The sequence below is a fragment of the Halotalea alkalilenta DSM 17697 genome (assembly GCF_000621205.1).
Taxonomy (GTDB): Bacteria; Pseudomonadota; Gammaproteobacteria; order Pseudomonadales; family Halomonadaceae; genus Halotalea; species Halotalea alkalilenta.
Genome location: NZ_JHYY01000014.1, coordinates 15,827 through 33,534 on the forward strand (window position 1 = coordinate 15,827; position 17,708 = coordinate 33,534).

At 66.0% G+C, this 17,708-nt stretch carries 15 protein-coding genes; 7 read left to right on the forward strand and 8 right to left on the reverse strand.

Features of this window, described 5'->3' with window-relative positions:
* The first annotated feature begins 13 nt into the window (after window positions 1-13).
* Entirely contained in the window at window positions 14-655 is a 642-nt protein-coding gene (locus tag Q376_RS0101150; protein WP_027348742.1) for a TetR/AcrR family transcriptional regulator, read from the forward strand.
* A 126-nt stretch (window positions 656-781) separates the two neighbouring features.
* Here Q376_RS0101150 and Q376_RS0101155 read toward each other — a convergent pair whose 3' ends face one another.
* Both Q376_RS0101155 and Q376_RS0101165 read right to left on the reverse strand, forming a co-directional pair.
* A complete protein-coding gene (locus tag Q376_RS0101155; protein WP_027348743.1) occupies window positions 782-1,744 on the reverse strand; it encodes an SDR family NAD(P)-dependent oxidoreductase in 963 nt (320 codons plus the stop codon).
* 154 nt (window positions 1,745-1,898) lie between these two features.
* A complete protein-coding gene (locus Q376_RS0101165) occupies window positions 1,899-2,729 on the reverse strand; it encodes an SDR family oxidoreductase (RefSeq protein WP_027348744.1) in 831 nt (276 codons plus the stop codon).
* 112 nt (window positions 2,730-2,841) lie between these two features.
* On the opposite strand from Q376_RS0101165, the gene Q376_RS20975 reads away from it, so the two are divergent.
* A complete protein-coding gene (locus Q376_RS20975; RefSeq protein WP_052364834.1) occupies window positions 2,842-3,813 on the forward strand; it encodes a LysR family transcriptional regulator in 972 nt (323 codons plus the stop codon).
* 602 nt (window positions 3,814-4,415) lie between these two features.
* Here Q376_RS20975 and eno read toward each other — a convergent pair.
* From eno to Q376_RS0101190, 3 genes are all read right to left on the reverse strand, one after another.
* The gene (gene eno / locus Q376_RS0101180) at window positions 4,416-5,708 is read right to left on the reverse strand and encodes a phosphopyruvate hydratase (RefSeq protein WP_027348745.1); all 1,293 of its coding nucleotides are present in this window, start codon (window positions 5,706-5,708) and stop codon (window positions 4,416-4,418) included.
* A 114-nt stretch (window positions 5,709-5,822) separates the two neighbouring features.
* Window positions 5,823-6,680: a 3-deoxy-8-phosphooctulonate synthase gene (gene kdsA / locus Q376_RS0101185; RefSeq protein WP_027348746.1), complete on the reverse strand. Its 858-nt coding sequence runs from the start codon at window positions 6,678-6,680 to the stop codon at window positions 5,823-5,825.
* 2 nt (window positions 6,681-6,682) lie between these two features.
* On the reverse strand, window positions 6,683-8,338 hold the full coding sequence (locus Q376_RS0101190; protein ID WP_027348747.1) for a CTP synthase: 1,656 nt from the start codon (window positions 8,336-8,338) through the stop codon (window positions 6,683-6,685).
* Between the two features lie 600 nt (window positions 8,339-8,938).
* On the opposite strand from Q376_RS0101190, the gene Q376_RS0101200 reads away from it, so the two are divergent.
* From Q376_RS0101200 to Q376_RS0101215, 4 genes are all read left to right on the forward strand, one after another.
* Entirely contained in the window at window positions 8,939-9,913 is a 975-nt protein-coding gene (locus Q376_RS0101200) for a 2-keto-3-deoxygluconate permease (protein ID WP_081803346.1), read from the forward strand.
* The gene (locus Q376_RS0101205) at window positions 9,910-11,127 is read left to right on the forward strand and encodes a four-carbon acid sugar kinase family protein (RefSeq protein ID WP_027348749.1); all 1,218 of its coding nucleotides are present in this window, start codon (window positions 9,910-9,912) and stop codon (window positions 11,125-11,127) included. Before Q376_RS0101200 ends, Q376_RS0101205 begins: the two co-directional genes overlap by 4 nt.
* Window positions 11,124-12,176, forward strand: coding sequence for a 4-hydroxythreonine-4-phosphate dehydrogenase PdxA (pdxA, locus tag Q376_RS0101210; protein ID WP_211266581.1), 1,053 nt, complete (start codon window positions 11,124-11,126; stop codon window positions 12,174-12,176). The genes Q376_RS0101205 and pdxA overlap by 4 nt, the downstream gene beginning before the upstream one ends.
* A gap of 117 nt (window positions 12,177-12,293) precedes the next feature.
* Complete coding sequence (locus Q376_RS0101215) at window positions 12,294-13,082, forward strand: DeoR/GlpR family DNA-binding transcription regulator (protein WP_027348751.1); 789 nt, start codon at window positions 12,294-12,296, stop codon at window positions 13,080-13,082.
* A 713-nt stretch (window positions 13,083-13,795) separates the two neighbouring features.
* Here Q376_RS0101215 and Q376_RS0101225 read toward each other — a convergent pair.
* The 3 genes from Q376_RS0101225 to doeA are packed head-to-tail and all read right to left on the reverse strand — an operon-like array spanning window position 13,796 to window position 16,509.
* Complete coding sequence (locus tag Q376_RS0101225) at window positions 13,796-14,266, reverse strand: Lrp/AsnC family transcriptional regulator (RefSeq protein WP_027348752.1); 471 nt, start codon at window positions 14,264-14,266, stop codon at window positions 13,796-13,798.
* Window positions 14,267-15,277, reverse strand: a complete 1,011-nt coding sequence (gene doeB / locus Q376_RS0101230) for a N(2)-acetyl-L-2,4-diaminobutanoate deacetylase DoeB (protein ID WP_081803333.1) — start codon at window positions 15,275-15,277, stop codon at window positions 14,267-14,269. It abuts the gene before it with no gap.
* Between the two features lie 38 nt (window positions 15,278-15,315).
* Window positions 15,316-16,509, reverse strand: a complete 1,194-nt coding sequence (gene doeA, locus Q376_RS0101235; protein ID WP_027348754.1) for an ectoine hydrolase DoeA — start codon at window positions 16,507-16,509, stop codon at window positions 15,316-15,318.
* A 197-nt stretch (window positions 16,510-16,706) separates the two neighbouring features.
* Between doeA and Q376_RS0101240 the strand changes: the two genes are divergently transcribed.
* Entirely contained in the window at window positions 16,707-17,627 is a 921-nt protein-coding gene (locus Q376_RS0101240; RefSeq protein WP_027348755.1) for a 2-hydroxyacid dehydrogenase, read from the forward strand.
* Window positions 17,628-17,708 lie beyond the last annotated feature (81 nt).

Below are 17,708 nucleotides of genomic sequence, written 5' to 3' on the forward strand. Positions count from 1 at the left end.
AAAGGAGTGCACCATGGCGCAAATGGGCAGACCACGCACCTTCGATCGAGACGCGGCGATCGAACAAGCGCTGCACCTGTTCTGGGAACAGGGCTACGAATCCACCTCGCTTAGCCAGCTGAAGGCCGCCATCGGCGGCGGCATCTCGGCGCCCAGCTTCTATGCGGCCTTCGGATCCAAGCAAGCGCTCTACCAGGAGTGTACGGCGCGCTACCTGGCCACCTACGCACAGGTCACCGAATGCCTGTGGGATACGGCGCTCGCGCCCAGGGAAGCACTGGCGCTGGCGCTCAGGCGTTCGGCCCGAATGCAGTGCGAACGCGGGCATCCCAAAGGCTGCATGGTCGGCCTGGGCGTGATGAGCGCACCCTCCCCCGAGCTCGCCGCCGTCACGAAACCGCTGACCCGCTCACGCGCACGCACTCGCGCCGGCATCAAGGCCTGCATCGAAAGGGCCATCACCGAGGGTGAACTCAAGAGTGATACCGATCCGAGTGCGCTGAGCACCGTGTTCGACAGCTTCCTGATCGGCCTCTCCACCCTCGCCAGGGACGGTGTCGGACTCCGGGCCATGGAGGCGGCCATCTCCCAGGTCATGGGTATCTGGGACCTGCATTCGACCCGGCAAGATCTCGAGCAACCCCCGAGGACATAGCCCGCAGGCGCGATATCCGCACCGCTTACGCCGTAAGTGGCCACTAGGCCGGATCCACCGGGTCGAACATGACGCCGCCGTTCTCATCAGCCCCCGCACGCCCCGAAGGCGACGAGACCCGGCGTCTCACTGCGTGGCGAAGGCGTCGATTCCGGTCAGCTCGGCGGACAGCGCCCAGAGGCGTTCGGCTTGCTCGGGGTCGGCCGCATGGGGCCGGACACCGACCAGGGCGGGCGATTCGCTTTCATTCAGCAAAGCGATCTCGCAGTCCTCGCAATACACGCCGCCGATGCCCGCCAGCTGCGTGGATGTCGCGGCCCATACCTGGGTCGCCGCGCCTTGCTGCGGCGTCTTGAAGGTCGGATCGGCGAGATTTCCATCGGCATCGATCCAGCCGGCGTCGACCATCTCGTCCTTCGTCAGGTGACGCTGGAGCGGGGTGAGAATCGAGCCGGGATGCAGGGAGAACGCCCGCACACCCTCACGCTGGCCCAGTCGATCCAGATGGATGGCGAACAGCGCATTGGCGGTCTTCGACTGCCCATAGGCCAGCCATTTGTCGTAGCCACGCTCGAATTGCACGTCGTCCCAGCGGATTCCCGACAGGTGATGCCCCGCCGACGAGACGGCCACGACCCGGGCACCGCCCTTGAGCGCCGGCCAGAGCAGATTGACCAGTGCATAGTGACCCAGATGATTGGTGGCGAACTGCGCCTCCCAGCCGGGCCCGAGACGGGTTTCGGGAGCGGCCATGATGCCCGCGCTCATGACCAGGATATCGATGTGTCGGCCGCTTTCTAGAAAACGCCGGGCGAAGTCGCGCACGCTTGCCAGCTCGGACAAATCCAAGCGTTCGACTTCGATGTTGGCGATATCGCGGGTCTTCGCACGCGCGGCTTGTTCATCGCGCGCGGCGACGATGACGCGCGCGCCGGCGCCGGCAAGCGCTCGTGAGGTTTCGAGCCCCAGGCCGGAATGTCCGCCGGTGACGATGACGGTGAGGTTGGAAAGATCGCGTCCTTCCAGCACTTCTTGCGCGGTGGTGGTAGCTCCGAAACCGGAGCCAATGGGTGTCTGTAAAGTAGTCATGAGGTAACTCCTAGCAAGCGTTGTGCAGCCTCGTCGGAAGCGCGTCAATACGCATCGGGGGCCAGCGAGTCGGGCACGAAACGCGGGAAGGTCGCCGCGATTTCGCGCGCTTCCGGCGCGACGAGAGCGAGAGTGGCCGTGGCCCTGGCCTCGTTCATTTGTCCAGTTCCACCGAATAGGCGATGGCTTTCTGCGCTTCGAGCGCTTCGATCCGCTGCTGGAGCGCCGCATGGACACCGTCGAAGGCGGACGCGCCGAGCGTCAGGCGCAGCGGTGTGGTGCCCTCGTCGATCATTTCGATCATCCGATCCACCACCTTGCCCGCGTCACCGGTGACCGGGAACGCACCCGAATCGATGCCGCGCCGCACGTCGTCGGCGGGGGTGGCGTCGTAGACCGCCATCGTCGGCGGCCGGACCACGCCGGAGACAAAATTGGTCGCGGTGGGCCCCGGCTCCACCAGGGTCAAGGCGATGCCGAAGGGAGCGAGCTCCTTGGCCATCGACTCGACGAAGCCCTCGATCCCCCACTTGGAGGCGTGGTAGAGGCTGAATCCCGGATAGGCGATCTGCCCGCCTTCCGAGGAGATTTGCAGCACGCGACCGCCGCCCTGCTCACGCAGGCGTGGGATCGCTGCTCGGATCAGCGAGATGGAGCCAACCAGGTTGGTATCGATGACGTGGCGAACCTGCTCGTCGGAGGCTTCTTCCGCCGCGCCGAGCACGCCGTAGCCGGCATTGGATACGACCACGTCGATGCGTCCGAGCTCGGCGAAGGCGCGATCGACCACGCTGCGCACCGCGGCCGCATCGGTCACATCGAGCCTGGCGACCCAGAGCCTGTCGCCGTAGGTGTCGACGAGATCGTCGAGTGCCTCGAGACGACGCACGGTGGCGGCCACCCGATCGCCACGGGCGAGCAGACGTTCGGTGAGAAGGCGGCCAAGGCCGGCCGATGTTCCGGTGATGAACCAGGTTTTGTTCATGACGGGCATCCAAGATAGGAGAGAAGGAAAGCGCTGGGTTTGGATGCTACGGCCATATCATTGTTACGATAAGAACCAATTAACCACATGGGTTGGTGCATAAAATCTACCAATGAGCAAACCAACGCTGTCCGACCTCAGGGCCTTCATCGCGGTCGCCGAGCACCGCAGCTTTCGTCGCGCGGCCGATTTCCTGGGCATCGCCCGCCCCTCGCTGAGCCATGCCATTCGTGGTCTGGAGGACAGCCTGGGCGTGCGCCTGTTTCACCGCACGACGCGCAGCGTGGCGCTGACCGAAGCGGGAACGCGCCTGCTCGGCCGGCTCGATCCGCTGATGCACGATCTCGATGCCGCGCTCGAGGACGTCACCGGCGAACAGGGGCATCTACAGGGCCAGCTGCGCATCAACGGCAACGATGTCGCGATCGGCTTGCTGCTGCGCACGGTGGTACCCGAGTTTCTGGCACGCTATCCCGGCGTCGACCAGGATCTCGTCGCCGAAGGACGCCTGGTGGATATCGTCGAGCAGGGCTTCGACGCCGGCATTCGTTTGGGTGAGGCCGTGCCCAAGGACATGGTGGCGATACCGCTGGGGCCGGACATCCGCTTTCTGGCGGTGGCCTCACCCCGCTACCTGGCGCAGCGACCGGCACCAGAAGTGCCCGACGCGCTCACCCAGCACCAGTGCATCCGCCAGCGCCTGCCCAGCGGCAAACGCTACCGTTGGGAATTCAGCAAGTGCGGGCAAACCGTGGAGATCGACGTGCCCGGCACGCTGACGCTCGACAGCAGCTCGTTGATGGTGGAGGCGGCCATCGGCGGTTTCGGCGTGGCCTACGTGCCCGAACCCTACGCCCATGCCGCGCTGGATGACGGGCGTCTGGTGAGCGTGCTGGAAGACTGGTGTCCCCGTATACCGGGGCTGTCGCTGTATTTTCCCGGCAATCGCCATATGCCGGCGGGCCTGCGGGCGTTCATCGACACCATCCAGGCATTGCGCGGCCAGGTCGAAGCGCTGGCGCCGTCGAAGCCTCTGCGCAAATCGACGCCGGCCGTCCCGCCACACCCAAAAGGCGAACGTTGAAACGCAAAAAAAACGACACCGATCGCTCATCGGTGTCGCGCTTGCCACTAGTTCCACACCCTCCCTGGAACGGCCACGCCTCGGCCTCCTTGCCGTCCGGGAGACCCATCGTGGCCTCCTCGTGTTCTAGATCGCAGCCTCACCAGACTAGCCTGGCGAGGTGACACCCCCGTGTCAGTCGCCAGTCAATGTAGAGTGAAGAGGTGGCCCAGAGACCACCTCGGCGTCCAAGCGTTTCCACGGCCTCATCCTTGATCCGACATCCCTAGGCACCTTCCCTGTACGGAGACGACGATCCTGTCGTACCGCACGCGCCTTTGGCCTGAATGCGCCAGAACACCGCTGCGCCCTCCTCGCACTGCGCGGGGGATGAAATGCACAAGGCTTGGGGCGAGGATATGCATTTCATCCTCCGCGCCTTGCTAACCGAGGGTCAACGAGACCTTGGGCTAATCCACGATCGCGACTGGCGCGGGCGAGTAGCGTGAGATGGGAGTGCGAGACGACGACGCGATTCGAACTGAGCCAGCGGAGCACGCAAGCGCAACGGCCACCCGAAGGTGGCCGTTGCGGTGAACCGGAGCCCGTTCTACCGGCCCCGTTTACTGCCCCTTGATTTCCTCGCGTCCGCGATACGGCGCCTTGCCGCCGAGCTGGCTCTCGATCACCAGCAGGCGGTTGTACTTGGCGACCCGGTCGCTGCGTGAAAGAGAGCCGGTCTTGATCTGGCCCGCGCAGGTGCCCACGGCCAGATCGGCGATGGTGGTGTCCTCGGTCTCACCGCTGCGGTGCGAGATCACCGCGGTATAGCCCGCGTCCTGGGCCATCTTGATCGCATCCAGGGTCTCGGAAAGCGAGCCGATCTGGTTGAACTTGATCAGGATCGAGTTACCGATGCCCTTCTCGATCCCCTGCTTGAGGATCTTGGTGTTGGTGACGAACAGATCGTCACCGACCAGCTGCACGCGGCTGCCGAGCTTGTCGGTAAGCAGCTTCCAGCCGTCCCAATCGGACTCGTCCAGCCCATCCTCGATCGATACCACCGGATACTTGTCGACCAGTGCGGCCAGGTAATCGACGAAGCCGGCGGAGTCGAACGACTTGTTCTCGCCGCCGAGCACGTACTTGCCATCCTTGTAGAACTCGGAGGCGGCGCAGTCGAGCGCAAGGGTCACGTCCTCGCCGAGCTTGTAGCCCGCGTCCGCGATCGCCTGCTCGATCACGTCGAGCGCCTCGGCATTGGACTCGAGATTCGGCGCGAAGCCCCCCTCGTCACCCACCGAAGTGGCCAAGCCTTTGGCGGAGAGCACTTTCTTCAGCGCATGGAAGATTTCGGCGCCGGCCCGCAGTCCCTCGGCGAAGCTCGCAGCCCCCACCGGCTGAACCATGAACTCCTGGATGTCGACGTTGTTGTCGGCATGCTCACCGCCGTTGAGGATGTTCATCATCGGCAGCGGCATCGAGTACTTGCCCGGCTGGCCGTAGAGCTCGGCGATGTATTCGTAGAGTTCGACGCCCTTGTCGATCGCACTCGCCTTGGCCGCCGCCAGGGACACCGCGAGGATCGCGTTGGCCCCCAGGTTGCCCTTGTTGTCGGTGCCATCGAGCTCGAGCATCAGGGAGTCGAGGGTACGCTGGTCGGATGCCTCGCAGCCAAGCAGCTTCTCGCGGATCGCGCCGTTGACCGCACCCACCGCCTTCGTCACCCCTTTGCCGAGATAGCGCGACTTGTCGCCATCACGCAGCTCGAGCGCCTCGCGCGAGCCGGTCGAAGCACCGCTCGGCGCGCACGCGCTGGCTTTCACGCCACCCTCGAGCACGACTTCAGCGTAGACGGTCGGGTTGCCGCGCGAGTCGAGCACCTCGAGTGCACGGATATCGACGATTTTTGCCATTACTGCGCATCCTCTGCTGGAAGAACGCCGCCTGGGCGACGTGGAAAAAAAGATGGCCAGGACTAAGCAACATACCAAAAAAGAGCCCCTCACGAGGAGGGGCTTGGAACGCTATCAATCGATCTCGAGCGGATCGAATCCCTTGACCAGATCGTCGAGCGCCTTGATCTGGGCGAGGAACGGAGCCAGTTTGTCGAGCGGCAGCGCGCAGGGGCCGTCGCACTTGGCGTTGTCGGGATCGGGGTGGGCTTCGAGGAAGAGCCCCGCGAGGCCTACACCGACGCCTGCGCGCGCGAGCTCGGTGACCTGCTGGCGACGACCGCCTGCGCTGTCCGAGCGCCCGCCGGGGCGCTGCAGCGAGTGGGTGACGTCGAAGATCACCGGGAATCCGGTCTCTTGCATCTCGCTGATGCCGAGCATGTCGACGACCAGGTTGTTGTAGCCGAAGCTCGAGCCGCGCTCGCAGAGGATCACCCGTTCGTTGCCCGCTTCGCGACACTTCTGGATCACGTGGCGCATCTCGTGGGGGGCGACGAACTGCGGCTTCTTGACGTTGATCACCGCGCCGGTCTCGGCCATCGCCACCACCAGATCGGTCTGGCGGGCGAGGAACGCCGGCAGCTGGATCACGTCGCAAACCTCGGCGACGGGCTTGGCCTGCCAGGGCTCGTGGACGTCGGTGATCAGCGGCACGTCGAAGCGCGCCTTGACCTCGGCGAGGATCTCGAGTCCCTTCTCAAGGCCCGGCCCGCGGAACGAGTGGATCGAGCTGCGGTTGGCCTTGTCGAAGCTGGCCTTGAACACGTACGGCATGCCGAGCCTGGCGGTCGCCTCGACGAAGGCGGCGGCGGTCTCGAGCGCGAGCTCGCGCGACTCGAGCACGTTCAGCCCGGCGAACAGGGTGAGCGGCAGCCGGTTGCCGACCGAGAGGCCGGCGAACTCGATCACCCGCTGTGGGGCCTTGTCGCTCATTCTCACTCCTCCCGCACGGTCTGGCGCGCCTGGCGAGCGGCACGGTGGGCGAGTGCCGCATTGACGAAGCCAGTGAACAGCGGATGGCCATCGCGCGGCGTCGAGGTGAACTCGGGGTGGAACTGGCAGGCCAGGTACCACGGGTGGTCCTTGAGCTCGACCATCTCGACCAGCGAGTTGTCGACGCTCCTGCCGGAGAAGGTGAGCCCGGCCTGCTCGAGTTCGGCGACGAACTGGTCGTTGATCTCGTAGCGATGGCGGTGGCGCTCGACGATCTCGTCCGCGCCGTAGACCTCGCGCGCCTTCGAACCCTTGCTGAGCCGGCAGGTCTGGGCGCCGAGGCGCATGGTGCCGCCGAGATCCGAATCCTGGCTACGGGTCTCGATATTGCCCTCCGGCGTGATCCATTCGGTGATCAGGCCCACCACCGGATGCTTGGTATCGAAGGTCCATTCGGTCGAAGTGGCATCTTCCCAGCCCACTACGTGGCGGGCGTACTCGATCACCGCGACCTGCATGCCGAGGCAGATACCGAGATACGGAATCTTGTTTTCGCGCGCATAGCGGGCGGTGGCGATCTTGCCCTCGACCCCGCGCGAGCCGAAGCCGCCCGGCACCAGGATCGCATCCTTGCCTTCGAGGCGTTCGACGCCGACGCGCTCGATCTCTTCCGAGTCGATGTAGTCGATGTTGACCTTCACCCGGGTCTGGATACCGGCGTGGATCAGCGCCTCGTTGAGCGACTTGTAGGCATCGAGCAGCTCCATGTACTTGCCGACCATCGCGATGTTGATGGTCTTCAGCGGATTGAGCTTGGCATCGAGCACATGGACCCACTCGGTGAGATCTGCCGGCGCCGCCTCGAGCTTGAGCTTGTCGCAGACGATCTCATCGAGACCTTTCTCATGCAGCATCAGCGGGATGCGGTAGATGGTGTCGGCATCGACCAGCGGAATCACCGCCCGCTCCTCGACGTTGGTGAACAGCGCGATCTTGCGGCACTCGCTCTCCTCGATCTCGACCTCGCTGCGGCACAGCAGGATGTCCGGCTGGATACCGATGGAGCGCAGCTCCTTGACGCTGTGCTGGGTCGGCTTGGTCTTGGTCTCGCCCGCGGTCTTGATGTAGGGGACCAGGGTGAGATGGATGAAGAGCGCCCTCGACCCACCGAGCTCGGCGCGCATCTGGCGGATCGACTCGAGAAACGGCAGCGACTCGATGTCGCCCACGGTACCGCCGATCTCGACCAGGGCGACGTCGAAGCCCTCGCCACCGGCCACCACCCGGCGCTTGATCTCATCGGTGATGTGCGGAATCACCTGCACGGTGCCGCCGAGATAGTCGCCACGGCGCTCTTTGCGCAGCACGTGCTCGTAGACCCGGCCGGTGGTGAAGTTGTTGCGCTGGCTCACCTTGGAGCGAATGAAGCGCTCGTAATGGCCGAGATCCAGATCGGTCTCCGCGCCGTCTTCGGTGACGAACACCTCGCCGTGCTGGAACGGGCTCATCGTCCCAGGATCGACGTTGATGTAGGGATCGAGCTTCAAGATCGTGACCTTGAGGCCACGGGCTTCGAGGATGGCCGCCAGCGAGGCGGCGGCGATGCCCTTGCCGAGCGAGGACACCACACCACCGGTCACGAAGATGTATCGCGTCATGGAGAACCCATAGGTCTATTCCCTTCGCAGCGAGGCGCACGCGGCGAGGGGGTGGAGGAACGAGGCGTTGCGAAAGCTGATTCGGCGCGGATCGGAAGCTTCCGACCCGAAAGCCCGCACGAATGGAACGGGGAGGTTCGACATGGCGGGCCTGGATGGGGGCTCAGATTACCAGAAAGGCTTTGCGCACTCAATTTGAGCGAGCCCTTGAATCGGCATCCATCGCCGCGACGGCATTCATTGGTCTTAGCGCGTTCGAGCCCGGCTCATCCAAAGCCCGCGACAGCGGCCGGGCAGGGCTCGATCGCAAAAATGACCGATTGAATCAATACCAATGGATACATTGATCAATTCAATCATAAAAAACAGAGTAATGATCACATCGATCAAAAAGAGGCTGATCATGCAATCCACTGGCATCGACCCCGCGCTCGTCACGCCCTTCGCCCGGGAGCGGCGCAAAGCCGCGACGCCGTAACCGCAGCCTGCCTCCCCGCTGACAGCGCGGCCGCATCCAGCCTGGGCCGTTTCAGCAGCATCCTCCTGGAGAATCCGATTGTGACGACTGACGCTACCTCCCGCTCGCCATTGTTCGGCACCATGCAGAAAATCCCTGGCGGCCTGATGCTGGTGCCGCTGATCCTGGGCTCGCTGCTGGCCACTTTCGCACCCGGCACGCTGGAAATCGGTGGCTTCACGACGGCGCTTTTCAAGGACAGCGCGATGCCGTTGATCGCCCTGCTGATCTTCGCGACCGGCACGCAGGTCAACACCCGCACCGGCGGGCCGATCCTGGCCACCGCCGGCACCATCTTACTGATGAAGACCATCGTCCCGGCCACGCTGATCGTGCTGCTGGGCGCCTACGTCGGACTCGACGGCGTCCTGGGTATCTCGATCCTGGCCATGCTGGCCGCCTTCGACAACAGCAATGGCGGCCTGTGGCTGGCCTATACCGGCCAGTACGGCGATGCCCGCGACCGCGGCGCCTACGTCGCCAGCGCCATCAACGACGGCCCCTTCTTCAGCCTGCTGTTCCTCGGTGCGTCGGGCCTGGCCGATATCCCGCTGATAGCGCTGGTGGCCGCACTGATACCTTTCCTGCTCGGCGTGCTGGCCGGCAACCTCGACCCCAGATGGCGCGAGGTGCTCAAACCGGTGCCGAACATCGTCATCCCATTCTTCGCTTTCGCCCTGGGCACCGCCATCGACCTGGGCTCGGTCATCAGCGGAGGGGTCAGCGGCCTGGTCCTGGGCTTCATCATCAGCCCCATCACCGGCAGCCTGGTGTACCTGGGTTACCGCTTCATCCTGCGCCGCGGCGGCAAGAGCGGCCTGGGCTTCGCCGCGGGCACGACCGCCGGCAACGCCATCGCCACTCCGGCCGTGGTGGCCGCCGCCGACCCCACCTTCCAGCAGTACGTCGGCACGGCGACCGCACAGGTGGCCGCTTGCGTACTGATCAGCTCGATCATGGCGCCGATCATCGCGTCGTACTTCCTCAAGCGTGCGGGTGAACTCAAGCCGGTGACGGAAGCCGACGATCCCCTGCTGAAGCTGGAGTCCGAACTTTGAAACCCATCATTGCCATCGTCGCCGACGACCTGACCGGCGCGAGCGATACCGCGGTGCAGTTCGTGCACGCGGGCTGGACCACCCGCTTGTCGGTGGAGGGCGCCCGAGAAGCATTGAGCACCGCTGTGGACGCCGATGGCGTCGAGGTGCTGGCCGTCACCACGCAAAGCCGAGCCCTCTGCGATGCCGAGGCGGCGCGCACGGTGCGGGACAACGTGGTACGCCTGCGCGCGGCGGGGGTGACACGCCTTTACAAGAAGGTCGACTCCACCCTGCGCGGCGCCTTCAAGGCGGAGATCGAAGCCGCACGCCTTGCCTGGCGCGACGATGCCATCGCCGTGGTCTGCCCGGCCTTTCCGGCCACGGGCCGTACGGTCGAGGCGGGAGTGCTCACCGTCGAGGGCCGACCCGTGACCGAGACCTCCGCGGCCACGGATCCGGTGACACCCGTCACTGAGAGCCACATCCCTACCCTGCTGGGCTGCGGCCATGTGGTGCCCGAGGCGGGCGAATCGGCGCAGGCGCTCGCCGCACGCATCGTACAGGCAGGGCCTGTCGTGGTGGTCGATGCGCGCAATGACGAGGAGCTCGAGCATCTGGCGCGCGCCATCGCTGAACTGGGCGAGCGCGTAGTGCCCGTAGGCGCGGGCGGGCTCGCCGCGCCGCTCGCCCGCGTATGGGCCGATGCCGACCAGCGCTCCCCGGTGATCGTGGTCGTCACCTCGCAGCACAGTGCCGCCCGCGCTCAGGCCCGGGCGCTGCGTGCCGACGGCGCCACGGTGTGGATGCCGACGCTCGAGCAGCTGGCCGAGCTCGGCCGCTGGGAAGCTTGGACCGCGCCGCTGGTCGCGGAACTGGCCCAATCGCCCGCGCGCATCGAGACCTTGCTGGTACTGGCCCCCGACGGGTGCCACGACGACCTGGATGCCGACACCGTCGCCGAGCGCCTGGGAGCGCTGGCCGCACGCCTGGTGATGCAGACCGGCGCCGCAGGGGTGGTCGCGACGGGCGGTGACGGCGCGCGCCAGACCCTTTTGGCACTGGGGGCCAGCGGCATCGCCCTGGTCGACGAAGTGATGGGCGGCGTGCCGCTGGGCAAGATGACCGGCGGCTCGGCCGCGGGCCTGCCTGTCGTGACCAAGGCCGGCGGCTTCGGCAGCGAGGACATATTGGTACGCGCGGTACGCGCGATCCGTAACCGGAGATTCAAATGATGACGCAAGCCCCCGACCGCCTTCCACGACTCGCCATCACCCTGGGCGACGTCGCCGGCATCGGCCCGGAAATCACCGCCAAGCTATTGATGAACCATGAGGCACTGCGCCAGAAAGCGCGGCTGACGGTGATCGGCGACGTAGACGTGATGAAGGCGACCGTCTCCCGCCTGGGGGGCGACCCCGCGCTGGTACGTCGCATCGAGAAACCCGCCGACGCCACCAACGCGCCCGGCACCATCGAGGTCCTGCAGGCTGGCCCCTCGCTGGCCGAGGTGAAGCCGGGCCAGATCGACCCCGCAGCCGGCGACGGCTCGGTGCGTTTCGTCACCACCGCCTGCGCGCTGGCGCGAGCGGGTGAAATCGACGGCGTCGTCACCGCGCCTCTGAACAAGGCCGCCATGCACGCCGCCGGCCACAAGTGGCCCGGCCACACCGAGCTGCTGGCCCACGAGTTCGGGGTGAAGACCTTCTCGCTGGTGCTGTCGGCCGGCGATCTCTACATCTTCCATGCGACCACGCACGTCTCACTGCGCCAGGCCATCGAGGACGTGACCCCTGCCCGCATGCGCGCCGTGCTGCGCCTGGCAGGCTCCTTCGCCAGGGCCTTGGATCGCGCCGACGCGCCCGTGGCCGTCGCCGGACTCAATCCGCATGCGGGGGAGAATGGGCTCTTCGGCAACGAGGATGCCGACATCCTCGCCGTGGCGGTGGCCGAGGCCAATGCGGAGGGCATCCTGGCCGCAGGCCCGATCCCGGCCGATGCGCTCTTCCCCCAGGCCGTACGCGGCAAGTGGAAGTTCGTGATCGCCTGCTACCACGACCAGGGGCATGCACCGTTCAAGTCGGTCTATGGCGACGACGGCGTGAACATCACCGTAGGCCTGCCCGTGGTGCGGGTATCGGTCGACCACGGCACCGCCTTCGATATCGCGGGCAAGGGCATCGCCCGCGAAGGCAGCCTGGTGCTGGCGGTCGAGCGCGCCGCGCACTTGGTCCCAGGCTGGACACATGTGTGGAAAACCGCGCAGGCACAGACAGGAGGCTGATCTCTACACCATCGATGCAATGGTACGCGGCTCATCGAAGACTCGGCGAGGCCTCCATCGATGACCCAACGAAAAGAATTGGGCTAAAGTGGGTCGTTCATTCTCACGGGGCCGGCAATGAAAGTCGCCAAGCGTCGCCAATCGATTCTAGAACTGGTCCACAGTGGCAAAACCAACGTCGAGTCGCTCTGTGCCCACCTCGGCGTATCCGAGGCCACGGTGCGGCGCGACCTCACCGCACTGGCGCAGGAAGGCTTGATCCTGCGCACCTATGGAGGAGCGACCCACATAGGCACCCGTGAGCCGGAACAGTCATTGGAGCAGCGCAGCCAGCAGTTCTCCTCGGAGAAGGCGCACATTGCTCGTGCCGCACTGGCGCGTATCGATGATCACGACACCCTGTTGCTGGACGGCGGCACTTCCACCGCCGCGCTGGCCAAGCTTTTGCCCGAACGGCGCGGACTGCATGTGATCACCAACAATCTCCTCGCCCTGCCGCTGCTGCGCGAGCTACCCGAAGGGCGAGTCAGCGTGCTCGGCGGTGACCTGCGGGTGGGCAGCATGTCCACAGTGGGGCCTGCTTCGATCACCATGCTCGAACGGCTCAGCGCGGACAAGGCGTTCGTCAGCGCCGACGGCGTGGTCGCCGGGCGCGGGCTCTGCGAGGCGAGCGCGGAACAAGCCTACTTGAAGGAACTGATGATCCGTCAGGCCGCCCAGGTGTTCGTGCTCGCCGATGCCAGCAAGCTCGGACGCGACCGGCAGCAATACTGGTCACTGCTGAACAGAAGCTGGACGCTGATCACCACCGCACGGGATCCTGAGCTTCTGACCCCGTTCGTTGCCGACACCAACGTCGAGGTGGAGGTGCTCGACCCAGAGGCTCCTACGCGACTGCGTTCGTAGCGAGCCCCATCTTCCTCGCGATACTGCGGGCCGGTTCATGGAAAGCCGCCGGGGACGAGCCGAGTCGAACCACGGCCTCATCGTCACCGCTCGATCCCTCGACTGACGCCCGTTACTACCGAGCCGGTGCTTGGCCTCAGCGCGTGCGGGCGCCGCTCGGGACGAACGGGTTGGGGTTGGCGATCCCGTTCGTGTCCTTCGATGCGCTTCGCTTACTCAGGATGCTCGGATAGCCGGCGAGGAACGAGCCGAATCGAACCACGACCTCATCACCGCCGCTCGATCCCTCGACTGGCGCCCCCAATGCCGAGCCAGTGTTCGAACTTGACGCGTACAGGCGCCGCTCGGGACGAACGGATGTATCCGTCCGTTCGTGATGAGCCGGGCCTTCGCCGACTTGGACCAATCTCGCAAGACATCATGGAGGCCCGTGTCGAACCACGGCCTCACCGCCGCCGCCCGATCCCTCGACTGGCGCCCTTCACTGCCGAGCCGGTATCCGGTCTTGGCGCGTATCGGCGCCGCTCGGGACGAACGGGTGTATCCATCCGTTCGTGGTGAGCCGGGCCTTCGCCGACTTGGGCCAATCTCGCAAGACATCATGGAGGCCCGTGTCGAACCACGGCCTCATCACCGCCGCTCGGGACGAACGGGTGGGAAGTTGGCGCCAAGGTCTGCCCCGCAACCCCATCCGTTCGGATCGAACTGCGCCACTACTGTTCTTCGAACACTAGCGGCGGCGATTCGCGCTTGACCGTCTTGGTGACGATGTAAGTGTAGTAGCGGCTGATGCCCAGCCCGCTGGTCAGCCAGCTGTCGATCAGGCGCTGGTACTGGTCGATGTCGCGGGCTTCGACCTTGACCAGGTAGTCGACGCCGCCGCCCACCGCGACGCATTCGGTGACCTCTGGGCAGTCGCGCATCGCGCGTTCGAAGCGCTCGAACGCTTCCAGCGCGTGGGAGCCGAGCTCGACCTGCATCCACACCGGGGTGCGCCGCACCAGCACACTACCGGCTATACGCGCGCCATAGCCTTCGATCACTCCGGCCCGCTCGAGACGCTTGACCCGCTCCCAGCAGGGGCTGACCGAGAGGTTTATCCGCTCGGCCAGTTTCGATTTGGTGATCCTCCCCTCGCGGGAGAGGATCTCGAGGATGCGCAGGTCGAAGCGATCGAGGCGCATTCAGCCACGCTCGAGACGATCGACCCGCTCGGCGATCACCACGATGGTGTCGCCCATCGCGGTCAGCGCGGGAAAGCGACGCGCCAGCACCACGCCATCGCGGCCGGCGTAGTAGCAGGCAGGCGCTGCCCCGGTACGGCTCGGGTCGTACACCCGTGCGACCAGCTCCCCTTTACGCACCTCGCCACCGAGGGCGCAGGTGAGCTCGAGGATGCCGCTGTGCTCGCTTTGCACGTAGCAGGAAGCATCGGGCATTTCGAGATAGGTCTGGCGGCCGGGATGGCGATACTCGCCTTCGAGATTGCCGCTGTGGATCAGGAAGTTGCGCACCCCGCGCTCGGTGAGCTCGAGGCTCGCCGGGGTCGCGGTGCCGCCGCCGCCGAGCTCGGTGGTGACGAAGGTCTTGCCCTGGCGCTCCACCGCGGTGTCGTAGAGCGAGACGGCGTCGAGCTCATGCATCATCACCACGTAAGGCGCGCCGAACGAAAGCGCCCCCGCCAGGCAGCGCGCCTCCTGCCCATGGTCATCGAGCCGGTGCGCCGCGGCGAAGGGAATGATGTCCAGCGTGCGTCCGCCGGAGTGCAGGTCGAGGGCGTAGTCGCACATCGGCACCAGCACGCGGTTGAAGTAATCGGCGATCTGCGCGGTCGGGCCGCCGCTGGGGTCGCCCGGGAAGCTGCGATTCATGTTGCCGCGATCCAAAGGCGAGGTGCGCCGCCCCACCGACACCGCGGGGGTGTTCATCATCGGCGCGATGATCACCCGGCCGCGCACCTGGGCGGCATCGAGGCGCTGCGCCAGCTTGGTCAGCGCGAGGATTCCCTCGTACTCGTCACCATGGTTGCCACCGGTAAGCAGCGCGGTCGGCCCTTCACCGTTCTTGACCACGGTGATCGGCACCATCACCGCCCCCCAGGCGGACTCATCGACCGATATCGGCAGATTGAGAAAGCCATGCTGGACGCCATCGGCGTCGAAATCGACGCTGGTAGAGATCGGACTGGCTCGCATGCCATCTCCTTGGTCGTTGATCGAAAACGCCCGGCCGTTCACTTGACGAACAGCTGGCGCGGAAAGCTACCGAACGGCTCAGCGCCGTGCTCGGTGATCAGGATCGGCTCGGTGATCTCGAGCCCCCAGTCGTCCATCCACATCCCGGGCATGAAGTGGAAGGTCATGCCCGGTTCGAGCACGGTCTCGTCCGAGGGCCGCAGGCTCATGGTCCGCTCGCCCCAGTCGGGCGGATAGCTGATCCCGATCGGATAGCCGCAGCGCGAGCCGCCGCGGTCGAACCCGTACTTGTCCATCGCCGCGCCAAGCGCCATGGCGATGTCGCAACAGCGGTTGCCCGGCTTGGCCGCCTCGAGCCCGCGCTCGATGCCCTCGACCAGCGCCGCCTCGGCGCGAATGAACGCCTCCGGCGGGCGGCCGAGGAACACGGTGCGTGACATCGGCGTGTGATAGCGCTTGTAGCAGCCGGCGATCTCGAAGAACGTCCCCTCGCCCTTGACGAACGGGGCGTCGCTCCAGGTCAGGTGCGGCGCCGCCGCATCACGGCCGGTCGGCAGCAGCGGCACGATCGCCGGATAGTCGCCACCGTGCTCGCCCGCGCCGCCGATGCCCGCTTTGTAGATCTCGCCGACCAGCCGGCTCTTGGGCAGCCCCGGCTCGATCATGTCGAGGATCACCGAGTGCATGTGCTGGACCAGGGCAGCGGCGCGGCGCATGTATTGGATCTCGGTCTCGGACTTGATCGCCCGGCACCAGTTGACCAGCCCGTTGGCGTCCTCGATACGCGCCTTGGGCAGCTCGCGGGTCAGGCTCAAAAACGCCTTGGCGGAGAAGTAGTAGTTGTCCATCTCCACACCAATGGTGCCCTGGTGCCAGCCACGCTCGGGAAGGATCGACTGGGCCAGGTACTCCATCGGATGCATGTCGGGATTCTGCACGTAGTGGTCCGGGTACCAGGTGATGCTCTGCGCCGGGTCCATCCAGCAGGTGCGCAGGGCACCGTTGGCATCCATCCGTCGCCCGTACCACACAGGCTCGCCCGAGAGCCCGACCAGCACGCATTGATGGACGTAGAACGACCAGCCATCGTAGCCGGTCAGCCAGGCCATGTTGGAAGGGTCGGATACGATCAAGAGATCGAGCCCCGCCTGCGCCATCGAGGCGCGCACCTTGGCCAGTCGGCCCTGGTATTCCCGGCGCTCAAAAGGCAGAGAGGAAAAAGTCGTGTTCAACGCGCTACTCGCTCGGCCGGAAAATTATCGTTGTGGGGAGCGCCTCGCGAGGTGTCCCTCACTCGAGTCTGCACCCAGCCTCTCGATGAGGTCAAAGCCTTCGCCAGACTTGACGCACGCATCGCGCGCCGGCCATCTTTGGGGCTCCCGCGGCGCCCCTGGCCCGTGTCCCCTTGCATAGCCTAGAAGAACAACCGATGCGGATAGTGATCCACGACGCCGACGCACAAGCCTACCAACGCCTGCTCCAGGCGGCCTTCCCGGATGCAGAGGTACTGACCTACGAAAGTGCCGGCGCGGCGCCCGCCGACTACCTGGCGGTGTTCCGCCCCCCCGAGGCGCTGCTCGCGGCCCAAGGCCCGTCGCTCAAGGCGATCCTCAACCTCGGTGCCGGGGTCGACGCGCTGCTCGACAGCCCCGCGTTGCCCAAGGCCGTACCGGTGGTCAAGCTGCGCGATGCCGGCATGGCCCCGTTGATGCTCGACTACGTGCTCTATGCGCTGCTGCACTTCTCCCGCGACTTCGATCGCTATGCGCGACAAAGCCGCGAGGCGCGCTGGCAGCTGCACCTGCCCCAGTCCCGCGCCGCCTGGCCGGTCGGCGTGCTCGGGCTCGGTGCGATCGGCGCCCAGGTCGCCCAAGGGCTCGCCCGGCACGGCTTCCCGGTGCGCGCCCACAGCCGCAGCCCGAAGCGCCTGGAGGGCGTCGAATGCCTGCATGGCGACGAAGGCTTCGATCAGCTGCTCGCGCGCAGCCGCGTACTGGTCAACATCCTGCCCTCGACCCCCGCCACCCGGGGTCTTTTGAACCGCGACACCCTCTCCCGCCTGCCCCAGGGCGCGGTGCTGATCAACCCGGGGCGCGGCACCGCGGTGGTGCTGGACGAACTGGTCGAGCTGCTCGATGCTGGCCACCTGCGCGGCGCAGCGCTCGACGTATTCCCGGCCGAGCCGCTGCCGCCCGAGTCGCCGCTCTGGCGGCACCCGAAGCTCTTGATCACGCCCCACGCCGCCGCCCCGACCCCGGTCGAGGAGGCGGCGCGACAGCTGATCGACACCATCCACGCCTTCGAGCGCGGCGAGGCCCCGCCCAGCGTCGACGCGAACGCCGGCTACTGACGCGCTGCGGCCCGGTGGGCTTCAGTTCACTTACCGGGCCGGGCAAAGAAAGCTGATATCCTCGGGTGCTCTTCTCCGGGG

Excerpts from the sequence above, each read along its gene's own strand:
- Q376_RS0101150 (WP_027348742.1), top strand. The coding sequence starts at position 14 with ATGGCGCAAATGGGCAGACCACGCACCTTCGATCGAGACGCGGCGATC.
- Q376_RS0101155 (WP_027348743.1), bottom strand. The coding sequence starts at position 1,744 with ATGACTACTTTACAGACACCCATTGGCTCCGGTTTCGGAGCTACCACC.
- Q376_RS0101165 (WP_027348744.1), bottom strand. The coding sequence starts at position 2,729 with ATGAACAAAACCTGGTTCATCACCGGAACATCGGCCGGCCTTGGCCGC.
- Q376_RS20975 (WP_052364834.1), top strand. The coding sequence starts at position 2,842 with ATGAGCAAACCAACGCTGTCCGACCTCAGGGCCTTCATCGCGGTCGCC.
- eno (WP_027348745.1), bottom strand. The coding sequence starts at position 5,708 with ATGGCAAAAATCGTCGATATCCGTGCACTCGAGGTGCTCGACTCGCGC.
- kdsA (WP_027348746.1), bottom strand. The coding sequence starts at position 6,680 with ATGAGCGACAAGGCCCCACAGCGGGTGATCGAGTTCGCCGGCCTCTCG.
- Q376_RS0101190 (WP_027348747.1), bottom strand. The coding sequence starts at position 8,338 with ATGACGCGATACATCTTCGTGACCGGTGGTGTGGTGTCCTCGCTCGGC.
- Q376_RS0101200 (WP_081803346.1), top strand. The coding sequence starts at position 8,939 with ATGCAGAAAATCCCTGGCGGCCTGATGCTGGTGCCGCTGATCCTGGGC.
- pdxA (WP_211266581.1), top strand. The coding sequence starts at position 11,124 with ATGATGACGCAAGCCCCCGACCGCCTTCCACGACTCGCCATCACCCTG.
- Q376_RS0101215 (WP_027348751.1), top strand. The coding sequence starts at position 12,294 with ATGAAAGTCGCCAAGCGTCGCCAATCGATTCTAGAACTGGTCCACAGT.
- Q376_RS0101225 (WP_027348752.1), bottom strand. The coding sequence starts at position 14,266 with ATGCGCCTCGATCGCTTCGACCTGCGCATCCTCGAGATCCTCTCCCGC.
- doeB (WP_081803333.1), bottom strand. The coding sequence starts at position 15,277 with ATGCGAGCCAGTCCGATCTCTACCAGCGTCGATTTCGACGCCGATGGC.
- Q376_RS0101240 (WP_027348755.1), top strand. The coding sequence starts at position 16,707 with ATGCGGATAGTGATCCACGACGCCGACGCACAAGCCTACCAACGCCTG.